Genomic DNA, 25,703 nt, shown 5'->3' on the forward strand with positions numbered 1-25,703 from the left:
GTTATAATCAAGACCTAAGTATCTTAGAAAATTATTGTGAAAAATTTATGGGAAAATTAGTTTTTTTTATTGGATGTTGTCTATTTCTTATTGCTTGTGGTTCAGATACTATGGACGATAATGGGTTGCCTGTTGATGATACCATGAACGATGATTCTCCAGAATTAGTTCTAACTGCTCCATGCGAAAACGGGATAGCAGATATATTTCCATGCTCCGACTACGATTTACTTTACCGAATTGAACTCTCTACATTCGATGCCGCAGAAGGAAATGACAGCTGGGGATGGACCGACCCAAGTAATGGAAAAGAATATGCCTTAATGGGTCTTGACAACGGAACTGCTTTTATCGATATCTCAGATCCCGAAGCAGCGATCTATTTAGGAAAACTACCAACACATACGGTTCCCAGTGGTTGGCGAGATGTTAAGGTTTACAACAATCATGCTTTTATAGTGAGCGAGGCCGCAGGACATGGTATGCAAGTATTCGATCTTACACGATTAAGAAACGTAACAGGAACAGGGAATACATTTATTGAAGACGCCCATTATAATGGTTTTGGAAATGCCCATAATATCGTAATTAATGAAGACTCCGGTTATGCCTATGCTGTAGGTACTCAAACCTTTGATGGCGGACCGCACTTTATTAACATTCAAAATCCTACCAATCCAATTGCAGCTGGAGGATACCAACTTAGCTCCTATAGTCACGATGCACAAGTAATTACTTATAATGGTCCAGACACCGAACATGTTGGAAAAGAACTTTTAATTGGTAGTAACGTAAACGAAATTGTTATCGTAGATATCACAGACAAAGAAAATCCTGTCCTTATTTCACAATTAGGCTATGGTGAAGTGGGCTATACCCATCAAGGATGGTTTACCGAAGACCAGACTTATTTTTTATTAGGGGATGAACTGGATGAACTTAACTTTGGTTTTAACTCACGAACATTGGTATTTAACTTCTCAGATTTAGACAACCCCGTGTTACATACTACATATACAGGTCCTACAGATGCTGTAGATCATAATGGATATGTTAAAGGAAACTTATTTTATCTTGCAAATTATTCTGCAGGACTACGAGTTATAGACCTTTCAGATATCGATAATGGGAACCTAACAGAAATAGGAAATTTCGACACCTTTCCCTCTAATAATACCGCTTCTTTTAATGGTGCTTGGAACGTATATCCTTTTTTTGAAAGCGGAACCATTTTAATTAGTGACATAAACACTGGATTATATCTAGTTAGAAAACACTAAAACCACCAAGATAATTTTATTCATACTCGGAACATCACATAACAAGCCAAATAAAGATGAAACAATTTTATACAACTTGCATCGCACTAATCGTTAGTTCGGTAGCTCTTTTCGCCCAAACTCCTTGCAATAATGGAATGGCAGGACCCTACCCGTGCAATGGATATGACCTACAATCTGAAATCACTCTAACAGAAATGAATGCCACAAAAGGAAATGACTCTTGGGGCTGGACCGATCCACAAACTGGAAATGAATATGCATTAGTAGCCTTAAACAATGGGTGTGCTTTTATTGATATTTCAGACCCAGTAAATCCTGTGTATTTAGGAAAACTACCCTCTAATGGAAGTGGTTTTGGAGATACTTGGAGAGATGTAAAAGTATATCAGAATCATGCATTTGTAGTGAGTGAAATACCAGGACATGGAATGCAAATATTCGATCTTACTAGATTGAGAAATGTACCTAATCCACCTCAAGTATTCGATGCAGACGCTCTTTATGAAGGTTTTGGAAATGCACATAACATTGTTATTAATGAAGATACTGGCTATGCATATGGCGTAGGTACCTCAACATTTAATGGCGGGCCCCATTTTGTAAATATTCAAGATCCCGTAAATCCTGTTGCTGCTGGCGGTTATTCGTTCGATCAATATAGTCATGATGCGCAGGTAGTAACATACTGTGGACCAGATTCGAACTACACAGGAAGAGAAATTTTAATTGGAAGCAACGAAGATTTTGTTGCTATTGTTGATATTACAGACAAAGAAAATCCTGTTGGCATTGCCACTATAGATTATGCAAACACCTTTTACACGCATCAAGGATGGTTTACTGAAGATCAACGATTCTTCGTTCTAGGCGATGAAATAGATGAATTAAATATTGGTGGAAATACAAGAACTATTGTTTTCGATTTCGAAGATCTTTCGTCTCCACAACTTCATTTTATTTACGAAGGCGAAACTGAAGCTATAGATCACAACGGCTATGTAAATGGCACAAAGTATCACATGGCAAATTACAGAGCCGGCCTTAGAACGTTCGACGTTTCAGACATAGCCAACGGAAACATGGAACAAGAAAGTTTCTTCGACACCTATCCTAATAACAACTCCGCTAGTTTTAATGGAGCATGGAATGTATATCCATTTTTCGAAAGTGGAAATTTGGTTATTAGTGATATCGAACGTGGATTTATTTTAGTAAAAGCATCTGCGGCAGACACTACAAAACCAATTGCCAGTTGTATGGACACAACCCTTTCATTAGATGAAAACGGTACTGCAACCCTTACGGTAGAAGATATTAACAATGGATCGAGTGACAATAGTGGAACGGTCTTTTTCAAATTATGTCAAACCGAATTTAGTTGTTCAGACCTAGGCACAAATCAAGTAGAGCTAGAAGTATATGATGACTTCGGAAACCGCTCTTTTTGCACGGCAACCGTTACTATTGAAGATACCCAAAATCCTATACCTGAATGTCCGCAAGATTTTTCAGTAGGATACGATGAGGGAGAAAATTTTTATGCACTTCCAAATTTTGAAGCCGAAGCACTTATTTCTGCAACGGACAATTGTTCCTTTACCATTGAGCAAGATCCAGCTCCAGGCACGCAGTTAACCGAAGGAACTTACACCGTTAATTTTGTAATAACAGATACTTCAAACAACGATGTAGCCTGTTCGGTAACAATAGAAGTCATGGAAATCCTTTCAGTAGCGGACAATGAATTTTTAAATGGAATTACTATTTATCCAAATCCAACAACCAACATACTAAATATCACGTCTAAAAGTGAGCCCATTAGTGCTATCACCTTATATGATATTTCTGGAAAAGCAGTCTTTCAACAAGATAATTTTTCCGAAGCACAAAAAACGATTGATATTTCGAACGTTGCTAACGGAATGTATTTCTTACACATTAACAATAGGATCACTCAAAAAATTGTAAAACAATAGCTCTGTACCAACTAACGCGCCAATGAAATACCATACCTTAAGTAAATAAGTTAGTTATGAGATTTTTATATAATAACATAGTAGTTGTTCTTCGGAAGAATACCTTTATAACCTTCATCTTCTATTCGTTGCTACTAGCAACAGTAACTTCTTGCAGCAAAGACACCCCTTCACCACAAGAAGAAGACGAAATGGAAGATGAAATGGACGATGAAACCCCTATTGAAGCCGAGTTCATTAGAACGTATGGCGGAAGTGGTGTTGATGAGGGTGTCGCTATTGTAACAACTTCCGACGGAAGCTATGTAATTGCGGGAACTACCCAAAGTAATGACGGTGATCTTTTAAATATTAAAACAACGGCAGATGCAGACATCTGGATATTCAAGGTAACCACAAGTGGTGAAATTCAATGGAGCAAAACCTATGGAGGAACTGCAAACGATATTGCTACGAATATTTCAAATACAAATGACAATGGCTTTATAGTAAGTGGATATACCCGAAGTACCGATGGTGATGTCACAGATCCAGGAAATGCAGGGTTTCATGATTTTTGGATTCTGAAATTAGACAGTACTGGAAATATCCAATGGAACAAAACGTTCGGGTACTCAGGAAGCGATCAATGTTACAAAGCATTTCCAACAAGCACAGGCGGCTATTTTATTTCTGGTTTTTTAGATGTTAGCGCAAGTGAAGGGGAAGGAAATGAAGGTCGCTCTCAAACAGGACAAAAAGGCGCTAATTTGCACGGCGTAGGCGAATTTTGGGGCATGTTATTAGATGGAAATGGAAATGCCATTTGGAAACGGTATTTTGGAGGAACCAATAACGATCGAAGTTACGATGCGTTAGAAACAGCAGATGGTGGCTTTTTAATGACTGGCGCTTCCGAAAGTGATGATTTCGACATTACCGACAGCAAAGGAAGCTATGATTTTTGGGCAGTCCGTCTTTCTAGTTCTGGAGACCTTATGTGGACAAAATCATTTGGCGGAGATGGCATAGAAATTGGATATGCTGTAACACAAACCAACGATGGAAATTACATGATGGTTGGAGATACTCGAAGTACCGATCAAGATATATCTACTCCACTAGGTAATGCAGATGCGTGGATTGTAAAATTTAGCGATGAAGGAAATCTTATTTGGGAGAAAACCTACGGGGGAACAGAATTCGATTCTGCTAAGAGCATTTTTCCTTTATCGAATGGAAATTATCTTATCTCCGGATCTACACGAAGCGGCAATGGAGATCTTCTAACTAATAATGGGCAAAACGACGCATGGTATGGTATTATAGCACCAAACGGCACCTTAGAATCGGTATATTCAGCAGGTGGATCAAATCTTGAGTTTATTGAAGATGCAATCGCCCTAGATAACGACTCAATTTTAATGGTTGGAAATACAGAAAGCTCAGACCTAGACATCCCTTCTAATCAAGGATCAAAAGATGTTTTATTAATTAAAATTTAATTCCCTAAATATTTAATTTCATGAAAAAAATTGTTTTACTGCTTCTTCTTGTACTTACCGCATTAAGTTGCAAAAATGACGACGACGCAATCCTTATACAAGCAGACTCTTCTGTAGACTTTACTTTTACTCAAAACTGGAATGGACAGACTATCGAAAATTCAGATTATCAGAATACTACATACGTTAATGCTAATGGGGAGAGCATGACACTCTCTAAAGTAAATTACTTACTTTCAGATTTCACTTTTACCTCTGTAACCGACGGTACCGTATATGCTTCAGAGGATTATAATCTTGTATTGGCACGTGATGGAGAGAATACCACATTTACACCAGACATTGAAATTCCTGAGGGCGATTATACCGTTTCTTTTACCTTCGGATTTGACGATGAAGACAATGACAAAGAAGGTGGGTATAATGATCTTAATTCAGTTGACGGTTTCTGGAGTGTTCCTGCGATGCTTGGAGGCGGATATCATTACCAACGGATTGAAGGAACTTATATTAATAATGCAGCAGAGGTTACAAATTTTCAGTTTCATACTGTACGAGCAAATCGTCATGAAACACTACCTCCAGGACCAGATACTCTTGTTGAGTTAAGAGACACTTCCTTTGAGGTTAATTTAGGAACTGTTTCCGTAGGTACTACTACAAATATTGAAGTGAAAGCAAATATTGCAGAGTGGTTTAACAATCCTATTACATGGGATTTAAACGAGCGTTTTATGGTGTTAATGCCTAATTTTCAAGCACAATTAGACATGAAAGAAAATGGTAATACCGTATTCGAATTAGGAGCTGTTACACAGTAATAACATGAAGAATTTAAGCGGAATTTGGAGTATATTTTTTATGGCAGGATGCCTTTTTTCCTGTAGTGATGATACGCCGCAGAATGAAGGATATATTCCAACTCCCTTAGACTTAAATACACCTGAATTTTTCGACAATTCTATTCTTCCACCGGTCATTCCGCAAGACAATCCACAGACTGTAGAAGGAGTTGCTCTAGGTAAAAAGCTTTTTTTCGACCCCATTCTTTCTGGAGACAAGACCTTAAATTGTGCAGGTTGCCACCAACCTGAGCATGCTTTTTCAGATCCCCGTCAATTTAGTGTTGGAATTTCAGGTGAAGAAGGATTTAGAAACGCAATGCCACTTCATAATTTAGCTTATAATTTTAGAGAAAAGTTTAATTGGGATGGAAGTGCCAATTCTCTTGAAGAACAAATGTTTGGTCCAGTTACTAACCCCATAGAAATGAATAACACATGGAGCAATGTAGAGGCGACACTTCAAGAAAGTTCAACATATCCAAGACTTTTTTTAGAAGCTTTCGGAACAGAACGTATCGATTCCACGCTCGTTACAAAAGCAATTTCTCAATTTATTCGAACATTAATTTCAGGTAATTCAAAATTTGATCGATACCTCAACAATGAAATAAGCCTAACGCCTCAAGAAGAAAATGGACTTAATGTATTTCTAGACGAAAGTCGTGGAGATTGTTTTCATTGCCATGGATTGCCTTCAACACCCCTTTGGACAGACAATGCCTTTCACAACAATGGTCTCGACGAAGTAATTACCGACAGAGGACTTGGAAATGTTACCGGAGACCCAAGAGACTTCGGATTATTTAGAAGTCCGTCGTTACGTAACCTTGCCTATACCGCTCCGTACATGCACGATGGTAGGTTTGGCACCTTAGAAGAAGTTATCGATCATTACAGTGAAGGGTTGGTCTATTCTGAAACTATAGACCCACTTATGAAGAAGGTTTCTGAAGGAGGCGTAGGGCTTACAGAAAGTGACAAAGCGGATCTAAAAGCGTTTCTTTTATCCTTATCAGATCCATCCTTTATTTCCAATCCCGATTTTCAACGTCCCAATTAATAAAAAAAGCCTCTTTCTTATCTTTATTAAAAGTCGCTAGAGCCCTAATCTAAAAGGGTTGTTAATTATTATATAAATCTATTCCACAATACCCTAAAATGATCTATAGACTATGGTTTAAAGGCGCATTTAACGTATATTTGCACTCTAATTTAGAACTAATCTACATTAAAAATGATTAAAGTAAGTGATAGTGCAAAAGCTCGAATCTCTCTTCTCATGTCAGAAGAAGGTTTTGACGTATCAAAAGACTTTGTACGTGTTGGAGTAAAAAGCGGCGGATGTTCAGGATTGTCTTACGATTTAAAGTTTGATCATGGCACAGGAGAAAATGATAAAGTTTTTGAAGATCATTCGGTTAAGATTGCAGTAGATAAAAAAAGTTTTTTATATCTAGTAGGCACAACCCTCGAATATAGTGGAGGTTTAAATGGAAAAGGTTTTGTGTTTAACAATCCAAATGCAAATAGAACCTGCGGATGCGGAGAGTCTTTTTCGTTATAAAATATTAAATCTAAACAATGAGTAAATACACAGAAGACGATTTAAAGAAAGAACTCGAAACAAAAGAGTACGAATACGGTTTTTATACCGATATCGAATCTGATACGTTTCCAGTGGGATTAAATGAGGACATTGTTCGTGCTATTTCTAAAAAGAAAGAAGAGCCCGAATGGATGACCGAATGGCGATTGGAAGCCTTTGCGTATTGGAAAGAAATGGTAGAGCCAGAATGGGCAAATGTTCATTATGAAAAGCCAAATTTTCAAAACATTTCCTATTATTCTGCACCTAACAAAAAGCCTAAATACGACAGTATCGATGATGTGGATCCAGAGTTATTGGAAACTTTCAATAAATTAGGGATTTCATTAGACGAGCAAAAGAAATTGGCTGGTGTTGCCGTAGATATTGTAATGGACTCTGTTTCGGTAGCAACCACTTTTAAAAAGACACTCGGAGAGAAAGGAATTATTTTTTGTTCTATTTCTGAAGCGATCAAAGAACATCCAGAACTGGTACGAAAACATCTTGGTTCTGTAGTCCCGCAGCGGGACAACTTTTACGCTGCTTTAAATAGCGCCGTTTTTAGCGATGGTTCTTTTTGTTACATTCCAAAAGGGGTACGTTGCCCGATGGAGCTTTCTACATACTTTAGAATTAACCAAGCTGGAACTGGACAATTTGAACGTACGCTTGTTATTGCCGATGAGGGAAGTTATGTAAGTTACTTAGAAGGGTGTACGGCACCCAGCCGTGACGAAAATCAGCTCCATGCAGCTGTTGTAGAACTCATCGCATTAGATGATGCCGAAATAAAATATTCAACAGTACAAAATTGGTATCCTGGTAACAAAGAAGGAAAAGGTGGTGTTTTTAATTTCGTAACAAAACGCGGAATCTGTGAAAAAAATGCAAAAATCTCTTGGACACAAGTAGAAACTGGAAGTGCTGTAACCTGGAAATACCCAAGTTGTATCCTAAAGGGAGACAATTCGATTGGAGAATTTTACTCGATTGCGGTTACCAATAACTTTCAGCAGGCAGATACGGGTACTAAAATGATTCATTTAGGAAAAAACACCAAAAGTACGATCATTTCAAAAGGGGTTTCCGCAGGACAATCTCAAAACAGCTACCGTGGATTAGTAAAAATTAGTCCGAACGCAGACAATGCCCGAAACTTTTCACAATGCGACTCTTTATTAATGGGGAATAATTGTGGCGCACATACTTTCCCATATATAGAAGTTAAAAATAAATCAGCTAAGATAGAACACGAGGCAACTACAAGTAAAATTGGAGAAGACCAGATTTTTTATTGTAATCAAAGAGGAATCGATACCGAAAAAGCAATCGCATTAATTGTAAATGGTTTTAGCAAAGAGGTCTTAAACAAATTACCAATGGAATTTGCTGTTGAAGCTCAAAAGCTTTTAGAAATAAGCTTAGAAGGTTCGGTAGGATAAGCTTTAATAAATTATATTAATAAAAGTACCAAAGTGATAGCTATGAAAAAAGCAGCGTTATTAATCGTTATAATTCTTACGGTTTTATCTTGTAAAACAGAAAATAATGATCCTATTTATGAAGGAGAGTTTATCTATATCGCTGATGGAGCCGTTCTAAAAGGAACAGATTTTATCTACGGTGTTACATTAGATGATAAAGCTGCAGCATTAGCTGAAGAAGTAAATCCTGTAAAAGAAAATGATTTCGACATGGTACCCGTTACCATTAAAGGAAAATTAGGTGAAAATCCTTTGTTTACTGAAACAGGTGAAGGTTGGCCAGAAATCTTAACCATCACAGAAATTGTATCGGTGGGAACGACTCCTGCTAAAGCAGATGTAAAAATTGAAGAAAAGAAATAAAGACCATGCTAAAAATTAAAAATTTACACGCACGTGTAGAAGACAAAAATATATTAAAAGGAATCGACCTTAACGTTAATGCTGGCGAAGTGCATGCGATCATGGGTCCTAATGGTTCTGGGAAAAGCACACTAGCTTCTGTTATTGCAGGGAAAGAAGAATTTGAAATGCAAAAGGGTGAAATCACTTTTATGGATGAAGATATTTCCGAGATGGATCCAGAGGAACGGGCACATAAAGGTATTTTTCTTTCATTTCAATATCCTATCGAGATTCCAGGAGTATCTGTAACTAATTTTATTAAAACGGCGATTAATGAAACTCGCAAGTCCAAAGGGTTAGAAGATATGCCAGCAGGAAAAATGCTGAAAATGATTAAAGAAAAAGCAGATCTTTTAGAAATAGACCGTAAGTTCTTATCCCGATCCCTAAACGAAGGGTTTTCTGGAGGAGAAAAGAAACGGAATGAAATTTTTCAAATGGCAATGCTCGAACCGAAACTCGCCATTCTTGATGAAACCGATTCAGGATTAGACATTGATGCTTTAAAAGTAGTTGCTAACGGAGTAAATAAATTAAAGAGTGCAGACAACGCAGTAGTGGTTATTACACACTATCAGCGATTGCTCGATTATATTGTACCCGACTTTGTCCATGTTTTAATGAATGGGAAAATCGTGAAGTCTGGAACTAAAGAACTGGCTTACGAACTTGAAGAAAAAGGGTACGACTGGATCAAAGAGGAATTGGTATAACAATTCAGAATAAAATATTCAAAAAAGTTGAGTAATAAACTTTAGTTTTTTGAATTCAGAATAAAAAAATATGAGCTTAAAAGAAAAAATAGTATCCTCTTATATTGCTTTTGAAGATCATCTAGAAGATGACTCTCCAATACATGAGCTACGTAATGAGGCTATAAAAACTTTCGAAACAAACGGTTTTCCTACAAAAAAGGAAGAAGCTTGGAAATATACATCCCTAAATTCGTTACTTAAAAATGATTATAGCATCCTTCCAAGGAAAGCAGATCATACCATCGAATTTAAGGATGTAAAACAGTATTTCTTGCATGATATCGATACGTACAAAATTGTCTTTATCGATGGTGTTTATAGTTCTTTCCTATCGGAAACAACTCATGATGCTGTAGATGTATGTTTATTATCTTCTGCTTTAAGCAAATCGAAATATAAATCGGTTATTGAAGCTTATTTTAATAAAGCAGCAAAACAAGATAGTTTAACATCTTTAAATACCGCATTTGCTAAAGAAGGAGCTTACATTCACATTCCGAAGCATAAAGAAGTAGAAAAACCTATTGAGATTATTAATTTCTCAACAGGAAACGAAGCCGCTATTTTATTACAACCACGTAATCTTATTGTGGTAGGAGAAAATGCACATGTTCAAATAATAGAACGCCATCAGAACCTATCAAACAATGAAGTGCTTACCAATTCGGTCACTGAAATTTTCGCTGAGAAACGCGCCTTTGTAGATTATTATAAAATTCAGACCGACAATAAATCCGCTTCATTAATAGATAATACTTTCCTTTCACAAGAACGTGATAGTAATTGTAATGTGCATACCTTCTCTTTTGGTGGAAAATTAACACGAAATAATCTTAATTTCTTTCAGAACGGAGAACATTGCGAGTCAACGCTAAAAGGTATTACGATCCTTGAAGACAAGCAACATGTTGATCACAACACTTTAGTTCATCACATTGCACCAAATTGTGAAAGCCACCAAGATTACAAAGGGATTTTCGACGAACGTTCTACGGGAGTTTTTAACGGTAAAATTGTTGTAGAGAAAGATGCTCAAAAAATTGATGCCTTTCAACAAAACAATAACATTCTTATTTCCGATAAAGCCACTATAAATTCGAAACCGCAACTTGAAATTTTTGCAGATGATGTAAAGTGTTCTCACGGTTGCACCATCGGGCAATTAGATGAAGATGCTCTGTTCTATATGCGATCTCGTGGTATTGGAACAAAAGAGGCACGCGCATTGCTCATGTATGCATTCGCAAATAATGTGCTAGAAAGTGTGAAAATTCCAGAACTTAAACGACGCATTAATAAGCTAATCGCAGACAAAATCGGAGTTTCTCTCGGGTTCGAACTTTAATCTAAAATTACGCAGCTAAAGGTATGGCATTCGATATTGAAAAAATTCGGGCAGATTTCCCTATTCTAAAACGCACCGTGAATACGTACCCGCTGGTGTATCTCGATAATGCAGCTACCTCTCAAAAACCTCAGCAGGTTATTGATAGTATTGTAGGGTATTACAGTAATTACAATGCCAATATTCATCGTGGTGTTCACTCGCTTTCACAAGAGGCTACCGATGCTTATGAAATGGCGCGTCAAAAGATTCAAAAACATTTTAATGCAGCACATGCACACGAAATAATTTTTACTCCCGGTACGACGCATGGTATTAATTTAATAGCAAACGGATTTTCATCGCTTCTGAAAAAAGGCGATGAAATTATTGTTTCTGCACTCGAACACCATTCTAATATTGTGCCTTGGCAAATGCTTTGTGAAAAAACAGGAGCACAACTGAAGGTGATTCCAATGAATGAAGAAGGCACACTCGTCATGTCTGCTTACAAAGAACTCCTTTCAGAAAGAACAAAACTCGTTTTTGTAAATCATATTTCCAATGCCTTAGGAACCATAAATCCTATTGAAGAGATCATTCAACTAGCACACGAGGTAAATGCGGCTGTACTTATCGATGGAGCACAATCTTGTTCGCATATAAAGCCAGATCTACAAGAATTAGATGTGGATTTCTATGTGACCTCTGCTCATAAAATGTGTGGTCCTACTGGGATTGGCATGTTGTACCTAAAAGAAGAATGGGGCAAGAAACTTCCGCCCTATCAAGGAGGAGGTGAAATGATTGCTGAAGTAACCTTCGAAAAAACCACTTATGCAGAAATGCCACATAAGTTTGAGGCGGGAACCCCAAATATTTCAGGAGGAATTGCATTTGGAGCAGCAATTGATTATCTTAACACCATTGGTTTTAAAGCTATAGAAGCACATGAAAATGCATTGCTAAACTATGCTACTGAAGCTCTTTTAGCCATAGAAGGACTTAAAATTTATGGAACTGGAACAGCGAAAACCTCGGTCATTTCTTTTAATATTGAAGGAGTACACCCCTACGATATGGGAACGATTTTAGACAAATTAGGAATTGCAGTACGAACCGGTCACCATTGTGCACAACCTATTATGGAATTTTACAAAATTCCGGGTACCGTTCGAGCCTCTTTCGCTTTTTATAATACTTTAGAAGAAGTAGACCGCCTCGTAGCTGGGGTAAAGAAAGCTAAAATGATGCTCTCTTAATTGAAAAAAAACTCACTTAACACACTATAATTATGAAATACGCACTTACAATTTCAGTACTAATATGTTCTCTTTTATTTACAAGTTGCGATGAAACAAAACGTGTAATCGACGCGGCCGGAAGTGTGCAACTTTCTGGCACCTACACTGTAACGGGTTTAAATTCTGCAAAGATTGCTGCAGGAGATCTTACGCTTGGTTTTGCTGCTCTTGATAAATCGGTAAACGGATCTACAGGCTGTAACACTTTCTTCGGAAACTACACGATTGATTATCCTGCCTTAACTTTTGGCGAATTAGCTGTTACAAAAAAGGCCTGTCCAGGAACGAGTATGAAAACAGAAACCACCTATTTAGAAGCATTAAACAATGTAGGTTCTTATGGGTTACAAGACGGAGTGCTTACCCTTTATTCAAAAACAGATCGCAGTGTTCTCATTACAGCTAAAAAAGACACACAAGAATAAAATTTATGACAATTAAGGAAATACAAGAAGAATTAATAGATGAGTTTTCCATGTTCGACGACTGGATGGAACGCTATGAGTATATGATCGATCTTGGAAAATCACTTCCATTAATTAACCCTAAAGAAAAAACAGAGGATAAACTTATTAAAGGATGCCAATCGAAAGTATGGTTGCATTCAGAATTAAAAAACGATAAAGTCGTATTTACTGCCGATAGTGATGCCATAATCACCAAAGGCATTATTGCGATTTTAATTCGTGTGTTTTCCAATCAGCCGCCCGAGGCTATTATTAATGCAGATACCGATTTTATCGATGCCATCGGTCTAAAAGAACATTTATCACCCACACGTGCAAATGGTTTGGTATCGATGATTAAACAATTAAAATTATACGCTGTCGCCTATCAAGCACAGCTTAAGTAATAAACGCTATGAGTACGGAAGAATTAGACACCACCGAATTAGGAGAAAAGATTTTAAAAGTAATTAAAACAATTTACGATCCTGAAATCCCTGTGGATATATACGAACTGGGATTGATCTATGATGTTTTTGTAAATGAAGACAGGGAAGTAAAAATTTTAATGACGTTGACCACTCCTAACTGCCCAGTTGCAGAATCACTACCCTTGGAAGTAGAGGATAAAGTTAAATCTATTAAATTAGTGAAAGATGCCGAAGTTGAGATCACATTCGATCCACCTTGGACACAAGACCTAATGAGCGAAGAGGCAAAATTAGAATTAGGAATGCTTTAATGCTGTTTACACAACAAATGCAGAAAGACCAATCTCAGTAAAAGTAAGGAATATGCAGGACGAAATAATAAACAGAGTTGCAAACAGCAAGTTAGTCACATTCGATTTAGAAGATTACTATCCAGAAGGCAAGCGCGTGCAATTTGATATTTCGAAATGGTTGTTGGAAGGGGTTGTACTTCGCGAAAAAGAGTTTAGAGCGTATGCCAAAGAACACGATTGGACTCAGTATACAGATTGCTTTGTTGCATTAACATGTACAACCGATGCAATTATTCCGGGATGGGCGTATATGTTACTTTCGCTTCAGTTAGCACCGCATGCTAAAAAAGTTTCAGTAGGATCTTTAGAAGACCTTGAAACCATTCTCTTTTCAGAAATTCTTCAAAAATTAGACCTTTCAGAATTAAAAGACAAACCTGTAATAATTAAAGGTTGTGCACACAAACCCATTCCTGAAAATGCATTTGTACTGTTGGCACAAAAGCTTCAGCCGGTTGCAAAAAGCATTTTATACGGAGAGGCCTGTTCTTCGGTACCACTCTTTAAAAGAAAATAAGTAATTGGTCGTAAAAACCAGATGTTAGTCGAAAGCCTTATTTTTTCAGAAAACAATTACACCATCTCATTGATTAAGCCCTTATTTTTGAAAAAAATTTAAATCTAAAGTATTATGAAAAAAGTAGTATTACTTATTGTTCTATTTGTAACACCACTAGCACTATTTGCACAAGAAACTGAAGAAGAACTAAAAGCAAAAATGGGTCCTAAAAAAGATTCTATTGCTGCTATTCAGTCACGAGTTGATGCCATTCAAGCACAAATCGATGCCCTTCCGGGATGGAAATATGGTGCCTTTGGTACGATTGGAGTTAATTTATCTAGTTTTGACAATTGGTATTCTCAGGGATCTCCAAATGTTTCTTCTGGGAATATTGGAATTACAGCAAACGGATTCGCAAATTTAAAAGAAGAAAAATTCTTTTGGAGAAATGCCATGAGTGCTAATTTAAGTTGGGTTAAATACGATGATCAAGACGATCCAACCGATGATGATTCCTTTCAAGAAGCCACCGATGTGTTTAACATCAGCTCTCTATACGGGAGAAATATTGCAAAAAATTTAGCAGCTTCTGCATTAGCAGAATACCGAACTACTATTTTAAATAATTTTAATGACCCGGGCTATTTAGACGTTGGAGTTGGAGCCACATGGACCCCACTTGAAAATCTTGTCGTGGTTGTTCATCCTTTAAATTACAATTTTGTGTTTAGTAAAGAAGATGCCGTCTTTGAGTCTTCATTAGGAGCAAAGATTTTGGTAGACTACACTAAAAAGATTGGAAAGTTAAATTTAAAATCGAATCTGTCGGCGTTTCAAAGCTATAAAAGTAGCGACCTTTCTAACTGGACCTGGATTAACAGTGCTGGTTACACCTTATGGAAAGGGATTGGCCTAGGGTTTGAGTATGGTCTTCGCGGAAATAAGCAAGAGGCACTAAGCAATGCTCTAGAGAATTTTAACCCTGAGACCGATACTACAGTTCCTACATTCGATAATGTAGACAATAAAGTACAAAGCTATTGGCTTTTAGGAATTAATTATAGTTTCTAAAATAAAGAGTATACTAATAGTCTAAAAACCGTCTCTTATATAGGGCGGTTTTTTTATTACTTCTGAAAGAGAATCGTAAAATTTAGATGTTGCTATTCGTTTAGATAACATCTGAAACCGAAACTTTTAATTTAAGAATGTTACCTCTTATTTATCATTCGAAAACAGCGACAGCTCTTACAGGAGAACCCGTTCCTCCTCTAATTTTTAATGGCAATCCAATAAATTTGAATCTACCTCTACCAATAAGCAAGTGTAGATTAATTAAATTTTCATAATGAGTAAAACCTAGTTCACCACAAATATGATGAACTTGTTTATTTGAAATGCCCGGAATTCCAGGAGACATGGTTTCTACACCAAATGCGGCAATACCTTTATTCCCCAACCAAGTTGCCGCTTCTGCTGTAATTCCTGGACCGTGAGCCCAATTTTTAGTGGTATAAGCCTTTCTGAAATGGTCGGTATACAACAATACTGTATCGTCTTTTTTAATGGTAAGAGAAGCTTCTTTACAAGCTTCAGCTATTTCAGAAGAGGATATTAATTCTTTGTACCCTTTTTCAGAAAAATCTAAACAAATCCCTTCTGTGTAAAACATAGACAATGGCATGGTGTCGATCGATTGTCCCACATACTCTTTCGCCATATGGTTAAGTGCATCCACATGGGTGCCCGTATGTTCTCCAAGTGTTAATTGATGTACTGCAGGGGTTTTCGTTGTAGGGTTTTCAATGCCATCCCATTCTTCGTGAGAATTATGAACTGCCATAGTCACCTGCGGTAAATCTTTGTAGACTGGCATTCCTTCGTAAATTTCCTGACTCAAGTCTATTATCTCTGGCATTTAAACGTTTAATTTACAAGATTTTGAGATATTAATTTACCTTACTCCACGTACTCTTCTGGATATAAGAAGTTATTATACGGAAAACGAGTTACATGAATATCACGAACTTTATCGTAAACTGTTTTTCTGAATTCTTCAAAATTATCTTTATTAAGTGCCGAAATAAAAATAGCATCTCCGTTGGTAGAATTCATCCAAGTTTTTTTCCACTCTTTTAATGTATAATGCGCTTTTGTTTTTAAAGTGACCAGATCATCTTCTTCAATGATTTCGGGTTCATAGGCATCAATTTTATTAAATACCATCAGGGTTGGTTTGTCAGCGCTACCTATTTCATCTAAAATTTTATTTACAGAAGCGATATGATCTTCGAAAGAATCGTGGGATATATCGACAACGTGTAATAGGAGATCGGCTTCACGAACTTCGTCTAATGTTCCTTTGAAAGACTCTACCAATTGAGTGGGTAATTTTCGAATAAATCCAACCGTATCCGTTAATAGAAAAGGAAGATTTCCAATTACTACTTTTCGAACGGTCGTATCGAGGGTTGCAAATAGTTTATTTTCTGCAAAGACTTCAGATTTACTAATTACATTCATGAGTGTTGACTTACCAACATTGGTATATCCTACCAAAGCTACCCGAACCAAAGCACCGCGATTACCACGTTGTACTTCCATCTGCTTATCGATCTTGGCGATCTTTTTCTTCAGAAGAGAAATACGGTCTCGTACAATTCTACGGTCGGTTTCAATTTCTGTTTCCCCTGGCCCACGCATTCCAATACCTCCTCGTTGCCGCTCCAAGTGAGTCCACATTCCGGCAAGTCTAGGAAGTAAGTATTCGTATTGTGCCAATTCTACCTGTGTTCTTGCATAACTGGTTTGCGCTCTTTGAGCGAAAATATCTAAGATCAAGTTGGTACGATCAATAATCTTACATTGTAAAATCTTTTCAATATTCTTTTGCTGTGCAGGGGAAAGTTCATCATCGAATATAGCGACCCCAACATCATTTGCTTCCACAAAAGCACGAACATCTTCCATCTTTCCGGTCCCGATAAACGTTTTCGGATTCGGCTTTTCCATTTTCTGAACAAATCGCTTTAATACCTCACCTCCTGCGGTGTAGGCAAGAAATTCAAGTTCGTCGAGATACTCATTCGATTTCTCCTCATCCTGTTGCTGCGTAATAAGCCCAATAAGGATGGTTTTTTCGTATTCAATAGTTACTTCTTCTATCATATATCTAATTATAATGTAAAGGTACAAAACAGATTGCTACTGTTTTTTGTAATTTACAAGCTTTTACCAAATACCTATGACCGAAAATTCTTCAGAAAAAATTAAAAGTCAATACACTTTTGCATTTTATAATTTAGAAAATCTATTCGACACCAAAGAAGATCCTTTAACATTAGATGATGATTTTACAGCCGAAGCGCCTCGCAAATGGACGGAGAAGAGATTTCAGAATAAGCTTAATAAGATAAGTCAAGTAATTTCTAAAATTGGTTATAATGAAATTTTACACCCTCCCGTTCTAGTGGGTGTTGCTGAAGTTGAAAATGAATATGTTATGCAACAACTGATAGCTTCTAAGTTTCTGAAAGAAAAAAATTACGGATACATCCATGTAGATTCTCCAGACGAACGTGGCATTGATACGGCCTTTTTGTATCGGAAAGATTTTTTTACAGTGCTGCACTTTAAAGCCCATACCTTGTATTTAAAAACAGAAACGGGGCAACGTGATTTCACAAGAGATGTGCTACATATAAAAGGCAAGCTTGAAAACGAGGAGGTGCATGTTATAGTGAACCATTGGCCTTCTCGCCGTTCTGGAGCCAACACCACAGAAAGTAAACGAATTAAAGCTGCTGAAAAGAATCGTGAGATTATTACAAGCATTAAAGAAGAAGACCCGAATGCTAGAATTATAGTAATGGGAGATTTTAATACCGATCCAGACAGTAATCCCATTGAAATAGTTAGGGGTACAGACTTTTATAATCCTATGGAATTATTACTCACCAAATATGAAGGAAGTTTAAATCACAAGAGCGAATGGAATCTTTTCGATCAAATTCTTGTTAGCAATAACTTTTTACAACTACATGGTAATAAATTCCGTTTTAAAATATCTGGAATTTTTAATCAACTAGAATTAAAAGAAGTAAAAGGTCGCTATAAAGGTAATCCCTTTCGAACCTATGCGGGGCAAAAATACTTGGGAGGAATTAGCGATCATTTTCCAGTATACACAATTTTTGAAATAATTTAAGACTTTTCATTTTTAGGAAGTAATTTATCGTAGAATTCCTGCTTTACATCTAAAAGTTTGTTAATACATTCCTAAAAGGTCTTTTTTGTATAATTTAGTGAGCGTTAAAAAATAAATACCCTCATGAATAAACATCTACACTTCGTATTTGCTCTCTTTATTTTGTCATCCTTTTCTGTCTTTTCGCAAGTTCCTGTTAATGATCTATGTGAAGATGCTATTGAAATAATGTGTGGGGATACAGTAACGGGAAATACAGAACAATCAACCAGCACAGGAGCTCCTACTGCAACCTGTGGCACAACCTCTGGAGCACCTGGAAACTGGTATAGCTTTACTGGAACTGGAGATATTATCGAATTATCTATGTGCGATTCAGACTACGATACTAAAATTCAGGTTTATAGCGGGGATTGTGATAATTTAGTATGTATAGGTGGCGACGATGACGGTTGTGATGGTTCGACACGTTCTGAATTTACTTTTTTATCTGAAGAAGCTACCGAATATTTTGTTTATGCTTATGGATGGAATATTGCTAGTGGTGATTATACCCTTAGTATTACATGTACACCTCCTCCTTCAGCACCCGAAAATGACGATTGTGACGGAGCAATTGACTTAACAGTAAACACAGATGAAAATTGTACTGAAGTTACTTCTGCAACAATTGCGGGGGGAACGCCATCTACCGACATGAACGATTGTGGTGGAACCGCAAATGATGATGTCTGGTTTTCTTTTGAAGCGACCGCTGAAAATCATAGAATCACTTTATCGAATATAGTAGGAAACACAACCGATCTATACCACTCCGTTTACGAAGGAGAGTGTGGAACTCTTACTAATTTAACCTGCAGCGATCCGAATACTTCTGTAGTTCAGGATTTAACTATAGGGAATATTTATTTAATTCGAGTGTATAGCTTTAACGATGATATCTTGAATGACACAACGTTCGATATTTGTGTCTCATTACTACCTCCTCCACCAGAAAATGATGAATGTGAGGCTGCCATTATGTTGGATGTAAATGTTGATGATACTTGCACCCTTACTACTTCAGGCACTGTTGAAGCCGCAACAGCTTCAGATCAAGATAACCCTTGCGGTGGAACAGCGAACGATGATGTTTGGTATAGTTTCGAAGCGACTGCCGAAAATCACTCTATTACTTTATCAAACATAGCAGGAAACACAACCGATTTATACCACTCGGTGTATGCCGGCGATTGTGGGACGCTCACAAACCTATCATGTAGCGATCCCAATAATTCTGTACTCCAAGATCTTACCATTGGAGAAACTTATTTTATCCGGGTTTATAGTTTTAATAGCAGTACGACAAATACGACTACCTTCGACATTTGTGTAGCATTACTTCCACCTCCTCCTTCTAACGACGAGTGTGATGCTGCTATTGATGTGGCTGTAAATTTAGACGATACATGTACATTAGTGACTTCTGGAACAATTGAGGCAGCCACCGCTTCAGATCAGGCAAATTCTTGTTCTGGAACAGACGACGATGATGTTTGGTTTCAGTTTGAAGCTACTTCAGAAAATCATTTAATAAGTTTACTTAATGCAAGTGGTAGCACTACCGATTTGTACCATGTTCTGTACGAAGGTGATGATTGTGACAACCTAACTCAACTGTATTGTAGTGACCCTAATCAAAGTACAGCAAGTAATTTAATTATTGGAAACACTTATTTTTTACGAGTATACACTTGGACTTCAACTGGAAATCAAAATACGACTTTCGATGTTTGTGTGTCTACAGTATTGCCATCAGAACAATGTATTAATGCAGATCCATTCTGTTCACAAGACGGGCTCATTTTTCCAAATGAAATTGACGGACAAGCAGATCCAGGAATCGATTACGAATGTCTCATTACACAACCTAACCCAACATGGTTTTTTCTTCAAATAGAAGAAGCTGGTACATTAGATTTTGAAATTATTCAAAACACTTCATTTGATGACGATGGCAATCCAAATGGAACTGGTTTGGATGTTGATTTTATTGCTTGGGGACCTTTTGATTCACCAGACGAAGATTGTGACAACCTAAACCCAAACACTTCTATAGCTTGTAGTTATTCTATTGATGCTATCGAAAACTTTACCATTCCAAATGCACAGCCAGGAGATTTTTACGTTTTATTAATTACAAACTTTGACGGTGCAGCCGGCTTTATAAGCTTACAACAAACTAATTTTGGTGAACCAAATGGTGGTAGTACGAATTGTGATATTATTTGTGAAATAAGTATTGATGGAGAAGAAGAACAGTTTTTCTGCGATGTAGAAGAAACAACATTAACTACTACCGCAAACGGAGCTTTCGATTCGTACGAATGGTTTTTTAACGGCACTTTGATTCCAGGAGAAAACGAGCCTGAATTAACAATTACAGAAAGTGGCGAATACACAGTAATTGCCAACGGTCCAGATTGTCAAGAACAAAGTGAGGATATGGTTACAGTTACATTCTTTGAACTTCCCTGTGAAATCGAACCTGAATGTAATGAGGTAGTATTTTTGGAAGATTTTGGAGAAGGAATTGGAAGTTTCTGTTTCACAAGTGAAGTAACTACTACTTACGATTGTAACACCCCTTTAACAGAGGTAGATGATGGAGAGTACACCATTTCTAACTCTTCAACTGGTTTAAATATTGGCTGGCACCCCAATATGGAAGATCATTCCGAAGATGATAACGGTAATGGAAGAATGTTATTTGTAAATGCCGATTTTACAGCTGGCGAATTTTATAGAAGAACTATCGCTATTAACGCTAATGAAGAATATGAATTAAATACTTGGATCACTTCTGTATATGATACAGATTCTACAATTTGTCCAGATGGAGGTATTCCAATTAATGTGATCATGAGAATAGAAGATCCTTCTGGAAACCTAATCGTTGAAACAAGTACGGGAACTATTGAAAACGGACCAAATGTAAATTGGCAAGAGTATTTTATTAATTTTAATTCTCAAGCTCTTACTGAAATTCAATTAGTCCTTGTTAACAACTCTGAGGGAGGTTGCGGAAACGATTTGGCTATCGATGATATATCACTACTATTGGTGACACCACAACCAGATATTATTGACCCTATAGACTTGGAAGTTTGCGATGTTGACAATGATGGTATTGAAACTGTTAACCTTGAAGATCAAATTCCAGAGATTTTAAACGGACAAGATCCAGCATTATTTAACATTTCGTTTCACCTAAGCGACTTTGATGCTGATGTTAATCAAAATCCAATTCCAAATCCTGATGCGTATACAAATAGTTCCAATCCTGAAACAATTTATGTTCGCGTTGAAAAAGTAGAACAAGCTACTTGTTTTAGTACTGTAGACTTTTTACTCACACTTAATGAAATATTTGACATTACAACGAATCTTCCAACTGAAGCGATATTCTGTGTCGATGATACAATAACTCCATTAAATGCAACTCCTACAAATCCGGGAATCGATTTAACAGATGCAACATACGTATGGACGAACGCGGTTGGAGACACCGTTTCCACAGATGCTGTATTTACACCAACCGAAGGAGGTACTTATACCGTATTAATTTCTGTTCCGCCTTGTAGTGACGCTACTTTTACAGTAGAAGTTACCTTACAGGATCCTCCGAGTCTCGACCTTGGTCCAGATGCGGTTCTGTGCGATAATTCATCTTTTGAGATCGTTCCACAAATTACAGGAGATACTACAGGAATTACATACGAATGGAGCACGGGTGAAACCACTCCAACAATTTTTGTAGATGAAACTGGAACTTATGACCTTACTATTTCAGTAGGGCCATGTATTGTGACCGATAGTATTGAGGTTGAAATCAGAGACCCCCTAATTGTCGATGTAGGAGAAGATTTTAAAGTTTGTCGCGACGACCCTAATACCATTACTGCGACTACTTCAGAAGAAGGTGTTACTTTTCAATGGTTCCTTAATGGAGACTTACTGGATGGTGAAACAAACAGCACCTTAACCTTCACGGTTCCGACCAATGAATTTGGCTCACTTACTTATACCGTTGAAATTTCAGACGGAGATTGTACTGGTTCAGACTCGGTTGATATTTTAATGTACGATGTCGATAATTGTCTTATTACTGAAGGAATTTCTCCTAATGGGGATGGTAAAAATGATTGTTTAGATCTTGAATTTTTAGGAGATAGACAAGGTTCCTTCTCAATAGAAATTTTTAATAGACATGGAAGAAGTTTGTTTAAGCAAAACAACTATGTTAACGAATGGTGTGGTCAAACATCTGAAGGAGATGCACTACCCACAGGAACCTATTATTATGTCTTAAAGTTTTCCGCTCCGAATCCGGATTTCGAAGATGTGATGACTGGGTGGGTTTATCTAAACACGATACCAAACTAGAAACATGATGATTATAACTGGTAAAAAAACACAAATGAGACATTTATATTTAGCCATTCTGTTTATCTGTTTTGCTTGCATTCAAAATTCGAATGCACAGCAAGATCCACAGTATACACAATACATGTATAACATGAACGTGGTAAATCCTGCCTATGCTGGTTCCAAAGAAGGACTTTCTGTAACAGCCCTATATAGAGACCAGTGGTCAGGTTTTGAGGGTGCTCCACAAACTATTACACTTTCGGGACATAGTCCTATTAGCGATCGGGTAGGTTTAGGTCTTTCTGCTATAAAAGATGAAAATGGCCCTGTAAAGGAAACAAATGTTTACGCAGATTTTTCTTATACTCTTCCCCTCGGCGAAACCACTAAACTTGCTTTAGGGCTAAAAGCAGGAGCCACATTTCACGATGTGGGACTTGGGGGATTAGAGTTGCAAGATGACACCGACCCTTTCTTCGATGAAGACATAAATAATACCTACCCAAATGTGGGAGCTGGTGCTTTTTTATATACCGATAATTTTTATGTCGGGCTGTCTATACCCAACTTTTTAAGTTCGGTACATTTAGATGAAAATGGTGTTAAATTTGGTTCAGAAACCAATCACTTTTTTGCAACTACAGGATATGTAATTCAAGCATCCGAAAATTTTAAACTCAAGCCATCGGTTATGGTGAAATCTGCTTTTGATGCTCCACTTTCATTCGATGCTAACTTAAATGCCCTTTTTTATGAGAAATTCGAATTAGGAGTTTCTTATCGATTAGACGATTCTTTTAGTGGTCTAGTTGGATTTCAAATAAATCCAAATATTCGTATAGGATATGCATACGATGCGGTAACTTCAGAAATAAACACCGTTGCTAATGCTTCGCATGAAGTTATTTTAACATTCGACCTGTTCTTTAATAAGCGAACACTTCGATCACCGAGATACTTCTAAACCATAACTTTAATTTCATTCAAAATGAAAAAAATATACACTTTATTACTATTTATTGCAGTTGCATCATCTGTCGCTACTGCCCAAAATAAAGACACAAAAAAAGCAGACGAACTGTATGATCGACTTGCATATACAGATGCAGCAAAAGCCTATGAAAAATTACTTTCAAAAGGAAAAAGCAGTCGATATGTTTTTGAAAGGTTAGGAAACAGTTATTTCTTTATTAATAACACCGGAAAGGCAGAAACGTATTATAAACGTGTCGTAAAAGGAAGAAATGTGGAGGCCGAAACTGTTTATAATTACGCACAATCTTTAAAAGCAAACGGAAAATTTAGCGATTATAATACTTGGATGCAGAAATTTTCTGAAATGAAACCAAACGACTCGCGCGCTAAAGAGTTTCTTAAAAACCCTAACTATGTTCCTACACTGACAGATAAAACTCCAGAATTTTCAGTAAAGAACATGGCAGATCTTAATTCAAAATACGCAGATTTTGGTGGAATTATTTATGGAAAAGATTTCTATTTTGCATCAGGAAGAAACACAACCCGTAAAAACTACGATTGGAATAAAGAGCCTTTCCTTGAAATCTACAAGGCCTCTAACGTTGGAGGTACAATTAAAAATGCCACGTTACTAAATGGCGATGTAAACACGAAATTCCATGAAGGAAATGTAGTTCTTTCTGCCGATGGAAAGAAAATGTTTTTTGATCGTAACGACTACTACGAAGGCGATTTAGACAAAGGTGAAAACGGAATCAATCAAATAAATATATATACCGCCGAGAATATAGATGGTGTTTGGAAGGATATTCAATCGGTTTCTTTTAACAACGATAATTATTCTGTAGGACACCCCGCTCTTACACGAGATGGAAATACTCTTTACTTTTCAAGTGATATGCCAGGAGGTCAAGGAGGTTCAGATCTTTATAGGGTCTCCATTAATAAAGATGGAACCTTTGGAACTCCAAAAAATCTAGGACCTGGTATAAATACCGAAGGCAAAGAAACGTTTCCTTATATCGACACAAATGGAACGCTCTATTTCTCGAGTGATGGACATTTAGGTTTAGGAGGACTTGATGTTTTTATGGCTGAGGCAGAAGGCGACTCTTTTGGTGAAGTAATTAACCTAGGAGCTGGTTTAAACAGCACTGCCGATGATTTTGCATTTAAATTTGACCCTGTTCTTAAAGAGGGCTATGTATCTTCAAATAGAACTGGCGGAAAAGGTGGAGATGATATTTACAGCGTTAAAAAACTTATTGCACCTTGTACGGTCAATATGGTTGTTGAGATAATCAACGAATACACCAGGGAACCTCTTACCGGTGCAAGGGTTGATCTTTATGACACAATGGAAAACAAATTAAGCACCAAGATAACAGACGAGAATGGAAATGTTTCTTTTGCTACGGAATGCGATAAAGCGCATGTAGTTCAAGCAACTATGAAAGATTTTGAAAGTGGGGCTAATGAAGTTGAAAAAGCAACCGAGGGAGAAACCAAAACCACAATTGGTCTTCGTCCTATTGAAGCCATGATCGTTGATGATAAAGTTATTTTAGAGCCTATTTATTTTGATCTTGACAAACATAATATTAAGCCCCAAGCTGCCTTTGAGTTAGATAAACTTGTAGGGCTAATGAAGAAGTATTCTAATATGGTAATCGCAGTGGAAAGCCATACAGACAATCGCGATACAGACGCTTACAACTTGAAACTTTCAGAAAAAAGAGCCCAATCGACCGTTCAATATATAATTTCTAAAGGAATTGATTCCTCAAGAATTAGTGGGAAAGGATTTGGGGAAAGTAGGCCAGTGATAAGTTGTGCAACTAAGTGTACTGAAGCGCAACATCAGAAAAATCGCCGTTCTGAGTTTAATATCATATCAAGATAACCTCACGTTAACGTAAAAGTTAACC

The 25,703-nt window shown here is 37.1% G+C and carries 22 protein-coding genes; 20 read left to right on the forward strand and 2 right to left on the reverse strand.

Features of this window, described 5'->3' with window-relative positions:
- The first annotated feature begins 47 nt into the window (after window positions 1-47).
- From ULVI_RS04850 to ULVI_RS04925, 16 genes are all read left to right on the forward strand, one after another.
- On the forward strand, window positions 48-1,280 hold the full coding sequence (locus tag ULVI_RS04850; protein WP_068590301.1) for a choice-of-anchor B family protein: 1,233 nt from the start codon (window positions 48-50) through the stop codon (window positions 1,278-1,280).
- Window positions 1,281-1,336: 56 nt separating this feature from the next.
- Window positions 1,337-3,259 (forward strand): choice-of-anchor B family protein, encoded by a 1,923-nt coding sequence (locus ULVI_RS04855; protein ID WP_068590303.1) that lies wholly within the window; start codon window positions 1,337-1,339, stop codon window positions 3,257-3,259.
- Window positions 3,260-3,315: 56 nt separating this feature from the next.
- Window positions 3,316-4,743, forward strand: coding sequence for a hypothetical protein (locus ULVI_RS04860; protein WP_068590305.1), 1,428 nt, complete (start codon window positions 3,316-3,318; stop codon window positions 4,741-4,743).
- Window positions 4,744-4,763: 20 nt separating this feature from the next.
- Complete coding sequence (locus ULVI_RS04865; protein WP_068590307.1) at window positions 4,764-5,564, forward strand: MbnP family protein; 801 nt, start codon at window positions 4,764-4,766, stop codon at window positions 5,562-5,564.
- 4 nt (window positions 5,565-5,568) lie between these two features.
- Window positions 5,569-6,648 (forward strand): cytochrome-c peroxidase, encoded by a 1,080-nt coding sequence (locus tag ULVI_RS04870; protein ID WP_082830786.1) that lies wholly within the window; start codon window positions 5,569-5,571, stop codon window positions 6,646-6,648.
- 174 nt (window positions 6,649-6,822) lie between these two features.
- Window positions 6,823-7,152, forward strand: a complete 330-nt coding sequence (locus ULVI_RS04875; RefSeq protein ID WP_068590309.1) for a HesB/IscA family protein — start codon at window positions 6,823-6,825, stop codon at window positions 7,150-7,152.
- A 17-nt stretch (window positions 7,153-7,169) separates the two neighbouring features.
- On the forward strand, window positions 7,170-8,618 hold the full coding sequence (sufB, locus tag ULVI_RS04880) for a Fe-S cluster assembly protein SufB (RefSeq protein WP_068590311.1): 1,449 nt from the start codon (window positions 7,170-7,172) through the stop codon (window positions 8,616-8,618).
- Between the two features lie 42 nt (window positions 8,619-8,660).
- Window positions 8,661-9,023: a hypothetical protein gene (locus tag ULVI_RS04885; protein WP_068590313.1), complete on the forward strand. Its 363-nt coding sequence runs from the start codon at window positions 8,661-8,663 to the stop codon at window positions 9,021-9,023.
- Between the two features lie 5 nt (window positions 9,024-9,028).
- Window positions 9,029-9,778, forward strand: coding sequence for a Fe-S cluster assembly ATPase SufC (gene sufC, locus ULVI_RS04890; RefSeq protein WP_068590315.1), 750 nt, complete (start codon window positions 9,029-9,031; stop codon window positions 9,776-9,778).
- 70 nt (window positions 9,779-9,848) lie between these two features.
- Window positions 9,849-11,165, forward strand: a complete 1,317-nt coding sequence (gene sufD / locus ULVI_RS04895; protein ID WP_068590317.1) for a Fe-S cluster assembly protein SufD — start codon at window positions 9,849-9,851, stop codon at window positions 11,163-11,165.
- A 23-nt stretch (window positions 11,166-11,188) separates the two neighbouring features.
- Window positions 11,189-12,406 (forward strand): aminotransferase class V-fold PLP-dependent enzyme, encoded by a 1,218-nt coding sequence (locus ULVI_RS04900; RefSeq protein WP_068590319.1) that lies wholly within the window; start codon window positions 11,189-11,191, stop codon window positions 12,404-12,406.
- A gap of 32 nt (window positions 12,407-12,438) precedes the next feature.
- The gene (locus ULVI_RS04905) at window positions 12,439-12,873 is read left to right on the forward strand and encodes an META domain-containing protein (protein WP_068590321.1); all 435 of its coding nucleotides are present in this window, start codon (window positions 12,439-12,441) and stop codon (window positions 12,871-12,873) included.
- Between the two features lie 5 nt (window positions 12,874-12,878).
- Window positions 12,879-13,301, forward strand: a complete 423-nt coding sequence (locus ULVI_RS04910; protein ID WP_068590323.1) for a SufE family protein — start codon at window positions 12,879-12,881, stop codon at window positions 13,299-13,301.
- Window positions 13,302-13,309: 8 nt separating this feature from the next.
- On the forward strand, window positions 13,310-13,636 hold the full coding sequence (locus tag ULVI_RS04915) for an SUF system Fe-S cluster assembly protein (protein ID WP_068590325.1): 327 nt from the start codon (window positions 13,310-13,312) through the stop codon (window positions 13,634-13,636).
- A gap of 52 nt (window positions 13,637-13,688) precedes the next feature.
- A complete protein-coding gene (locus tag ULVI_RS04920) occupies window positions 13,689-14,195 on the forward strand; it encodes a DUF2480 family protein (RefSeq protein WP_068590326.1) in 507 nt (168 codons plus the stop codon).
- A 114-nt stretch (window positions 14,196-14,309) separates the two neighbouring features.
- Window positions 14,310-15,251, forward strand: coding sequence for a DUF3078 domain-containing protein (locus ULVI_RS04925; RefSeq protein ID WP_068590328.1), 942 nt, complete (start codon window positions 14,310-14,312; stop codon window positions 15,249-15,251).
- A 154-nt stretch (window positions 15,252-15,405) separates the two neighbouring features.
- Here the strand turns inward: ULVI_RS04925 and ULVI_RS04930 are convergent, their stop codons facing one another.
- Together ULVI_RS04930 and hflX are read right to left on the reverse strand one after the other, a co-directional pair.
- A complete protein-coding gene (locus tag ULVI_RS04930) occupies window positions 15,406-16,098 on the reverse strand; it encodes a cyclase family protein (protein WP_068590330.1) in 693 nt (230 codons plus the stop codon).
- A 41-nt stretch (window positions 16,099-16,139) separates the two neighbouring features.
- Window positions 16,140-17,348: a GTPase HflX gene (gene hflX / locus ULVI_RS04935; protein WP_068590332.1), complete on the reverse strand. Its 1,209-nt coding sequence runs from the start codon at window positions 17,346-17,348 to the stop codon at window positions 16,140-16,142.
- 76 nt (window positions 17,349-17,424) lie between these two features.
- On the opposite strand from hflX, the gene ULVI_RS04940 reads away from it, so the two are divergent.
- The 4 genes from ULVI_RS04940 (at window position 17,425) to ULVI_RS04955 (ending at window position 25,678) form a co-directional block, all read left to right on the forward strand.
- Window positions 17,425-18,387, forward strand: coding sequence for an endonuclease/exonuclease/phosphatase family protein (locus ULVI_RS04940; RefSeq protein WP_068590334.1), 963 nt, complete (start codon window positions 17,425-17,427; stop codon window positions 18,385-18,387).
- 123 nt (window positions 18,388-18,510) lie between these two features.
- Window positions 18,511-22,812 carry a gliding motility-associated C-terminal domain-containing protein gene (locus tag ULVI_RS04945; RefSeq protein ID WP_068590336.1) on the forward strand — a complete coding sequence of 1,434 codons (4,302 nt, stop codon included), beginning with the start codon at window positions 18,511-18,513 and terminating at the stop codon, window positions 22,810-22,812.
- A gap of 34 nt (window positions 22,813-22,846) precedes the next feature.
- Entirely contained in the window at window positions 22,847-23,761 is a 915-nt protein-coding gene (locus ULVI_RS04950; RefSeq protein ID WP_068591394.1) for a PorP/SprF family type IX secretion system membrane protein, read from the forward strand.
- Between the two features lie 24 nt (window positions 23,762-23,785).
- Window positions 23,786-25,678: an OmpA family protein gene (locus ULVI_RS04955; protein ID WP_068590338.1), complete on the forward strand. Its 1,893-nt coding sequence runs from the start codon at window positions 23,786-23,788 to the stop codon at window positions 25,676-25,678.
- The last annotated feature ends 25 nt before the right edge of the window (window positions 25,679-25,703 follow it).

It is taken from the genome of Cochleicola gelatinilyticus (genome assembly GCF_001637325.1).
Classification (GTDB): Bacteria; Bacteroidota; Bacteroidia; order Flavobacteriales; family Flavobacteriaceae; genus Cochleicola; species Cochleicola gelatinilyticus.

Excerpts from the sequence above, each read along its gene's own strand:
- ULVI_RS04850 (WP_068590301.1), top strand. The coding sequence starts at position 48 with ATGGGAAAATTAGTTTTTTTTATTGGATGTTGTCTATTTCTTATTGCT.
- ULVI_RS04855 (WP_068590303.1), top strand. The coding sequence starts at position 1,337 with ATGAAACAATTTTATACAACTTGCATCGCACTAATCGTTAGTTCGGTA.
- ULVI_RS04860 (WP_068590305.1), top strand. The coding sequence starts at position 3,316 with ATGAGATTTTTATATAATAACATAGTAGTTGTTCTTCGGAAGAATACC.
- ULVI_RS04865 (WP_068590307.1), top strand. The coding sequence starts at position 4,764 with ATGAAAAAAATTGTTTTACTGCTTCTTCTTGTACTTACCGCATTAAGT.
- ULVI_RS04870 (WP_082830786.1), top strand. The coding sequence starts at position 5,569 with ATGAAGAATTTAAGCGGAATTTGGAGTATATTTTTTATGGCAGGATGC.
- ULVI_RS04875 (WP_068590309.1), top strand. The coding sequence starts at position 6,823 with ATGATTAAAGTAAGTGATAGTGCAAAAGCTCGAATCTCTCTTCTCATG.
- sufB (WP_068590311.1), top strand. The coding sequence starts at position 7,170 with ATGAGTAAATACACAGAAGACGATTTAAAGAAAGAACTCGAAACAAAA.
- ULVI_RS04885 (WP_068590313.1), top strand. The coding sequence starts at position 8,661 with ATGAAAAAAGCAGCGTTATTAATCGTTATAATTCTTACGGTTTTATCT.
- sufC (WP_068590315.1), top strand. The coding sequence starts at position 9,029 with ATGCTAAAAATTAAAAATTTACACGCACGTGTAGAAGACAAAAATATA.
- sufD (WP_068590317.1), top strand. The coding sequence starts at position 9,849 with ATGAGCTTAAAAGAAAAAATAGTATCCTCTTATATTGCTTTTGAAGAT.
- ULVI_RS04900 (WP_068590319.1), top strand. The coding sequence starts at position 11,189 with ATGGCATTCGATATTGAAAAAATTCGGGCAGATTTCCCTATTCTAAAA.
- ULVI_RS04905 (WP_068590321.1), top strand. The coding sequence starts at position 12,439 with ATGAAATACGCACTTACAATTTCAGTACTAATATGTTCTCTTTTATTT.
- ULVI_RS04910 (WP_068590323.1), top strand. The coding sequence starts at position 12,879 with ATGACAATTAAGGAAATACAAGAAGAATTAATAGATGAGTTTTCCATG.
- ULVI_RS04915 (WP_068590325.1), top strand. The coding sequence starts at position 13,310 with ATGAGTACGGAAGAATTAGACACCACCGAATTAGGAGAAAAGATTTTA.
- ULVI_RS04920 (WP_068590326.1), top strand. The coding sequence starts at position 13,689 with ATGCAGGACGAAATAATAAACAGAGTTGCAAACAGCAAGTTAGTCACA.
- ULVI_RS04925 (WP_068590328.1), top strand. The coding sequence starts at position 14,310 with ATGAAAAAAGTAGTATTACTTATTGTTCTATTTGTAACACCACTAGCA.
- ULVI_RS04930 (WP_068590330.1), bottom strand. The coding sequence starts at position 16,098 with ATGCCAGAGATAATAGACTTGAGTCAGGAAATTTACGAAGGAATGCCA.
- hflX (WP_068590332.1), bottom strand. The coding sequence starts at position 17,348 with ATGATAGAAGAAGTAACTATTGAATACGAAAAAACCATCCTTATTGGG.
- ULVI_RS04940 (WP_068590334.1), top strand. The coding sequence starts at position 17,425 with ATGACCGAAAATTCTTCAGAAAAAATTAAAAGTCAATACACTTTTGCA.
- ULVI_RS04945 (WP_068590336.1), top strand. The coding sequence starts at position 18,511 with ATGAATAAACATCTACACTTCGTATTTGCTCTCTTTATTTTGTCATCC.
- ULVI_RS04950 (WP_068591394.1), top strand. The coding sequence starts at position 22,847 with ATGAGACATTTATATTTAGCCATTCTGTTTATCTGTTTTGCTTGCATT.
- ULVI_RS04955 (WP_068590338.1), top strand. The coding sequence starts at position 23,786 with ATGAAAAAAATATACACTTTATTACTATTTATTGCAGTTGCATCATCT.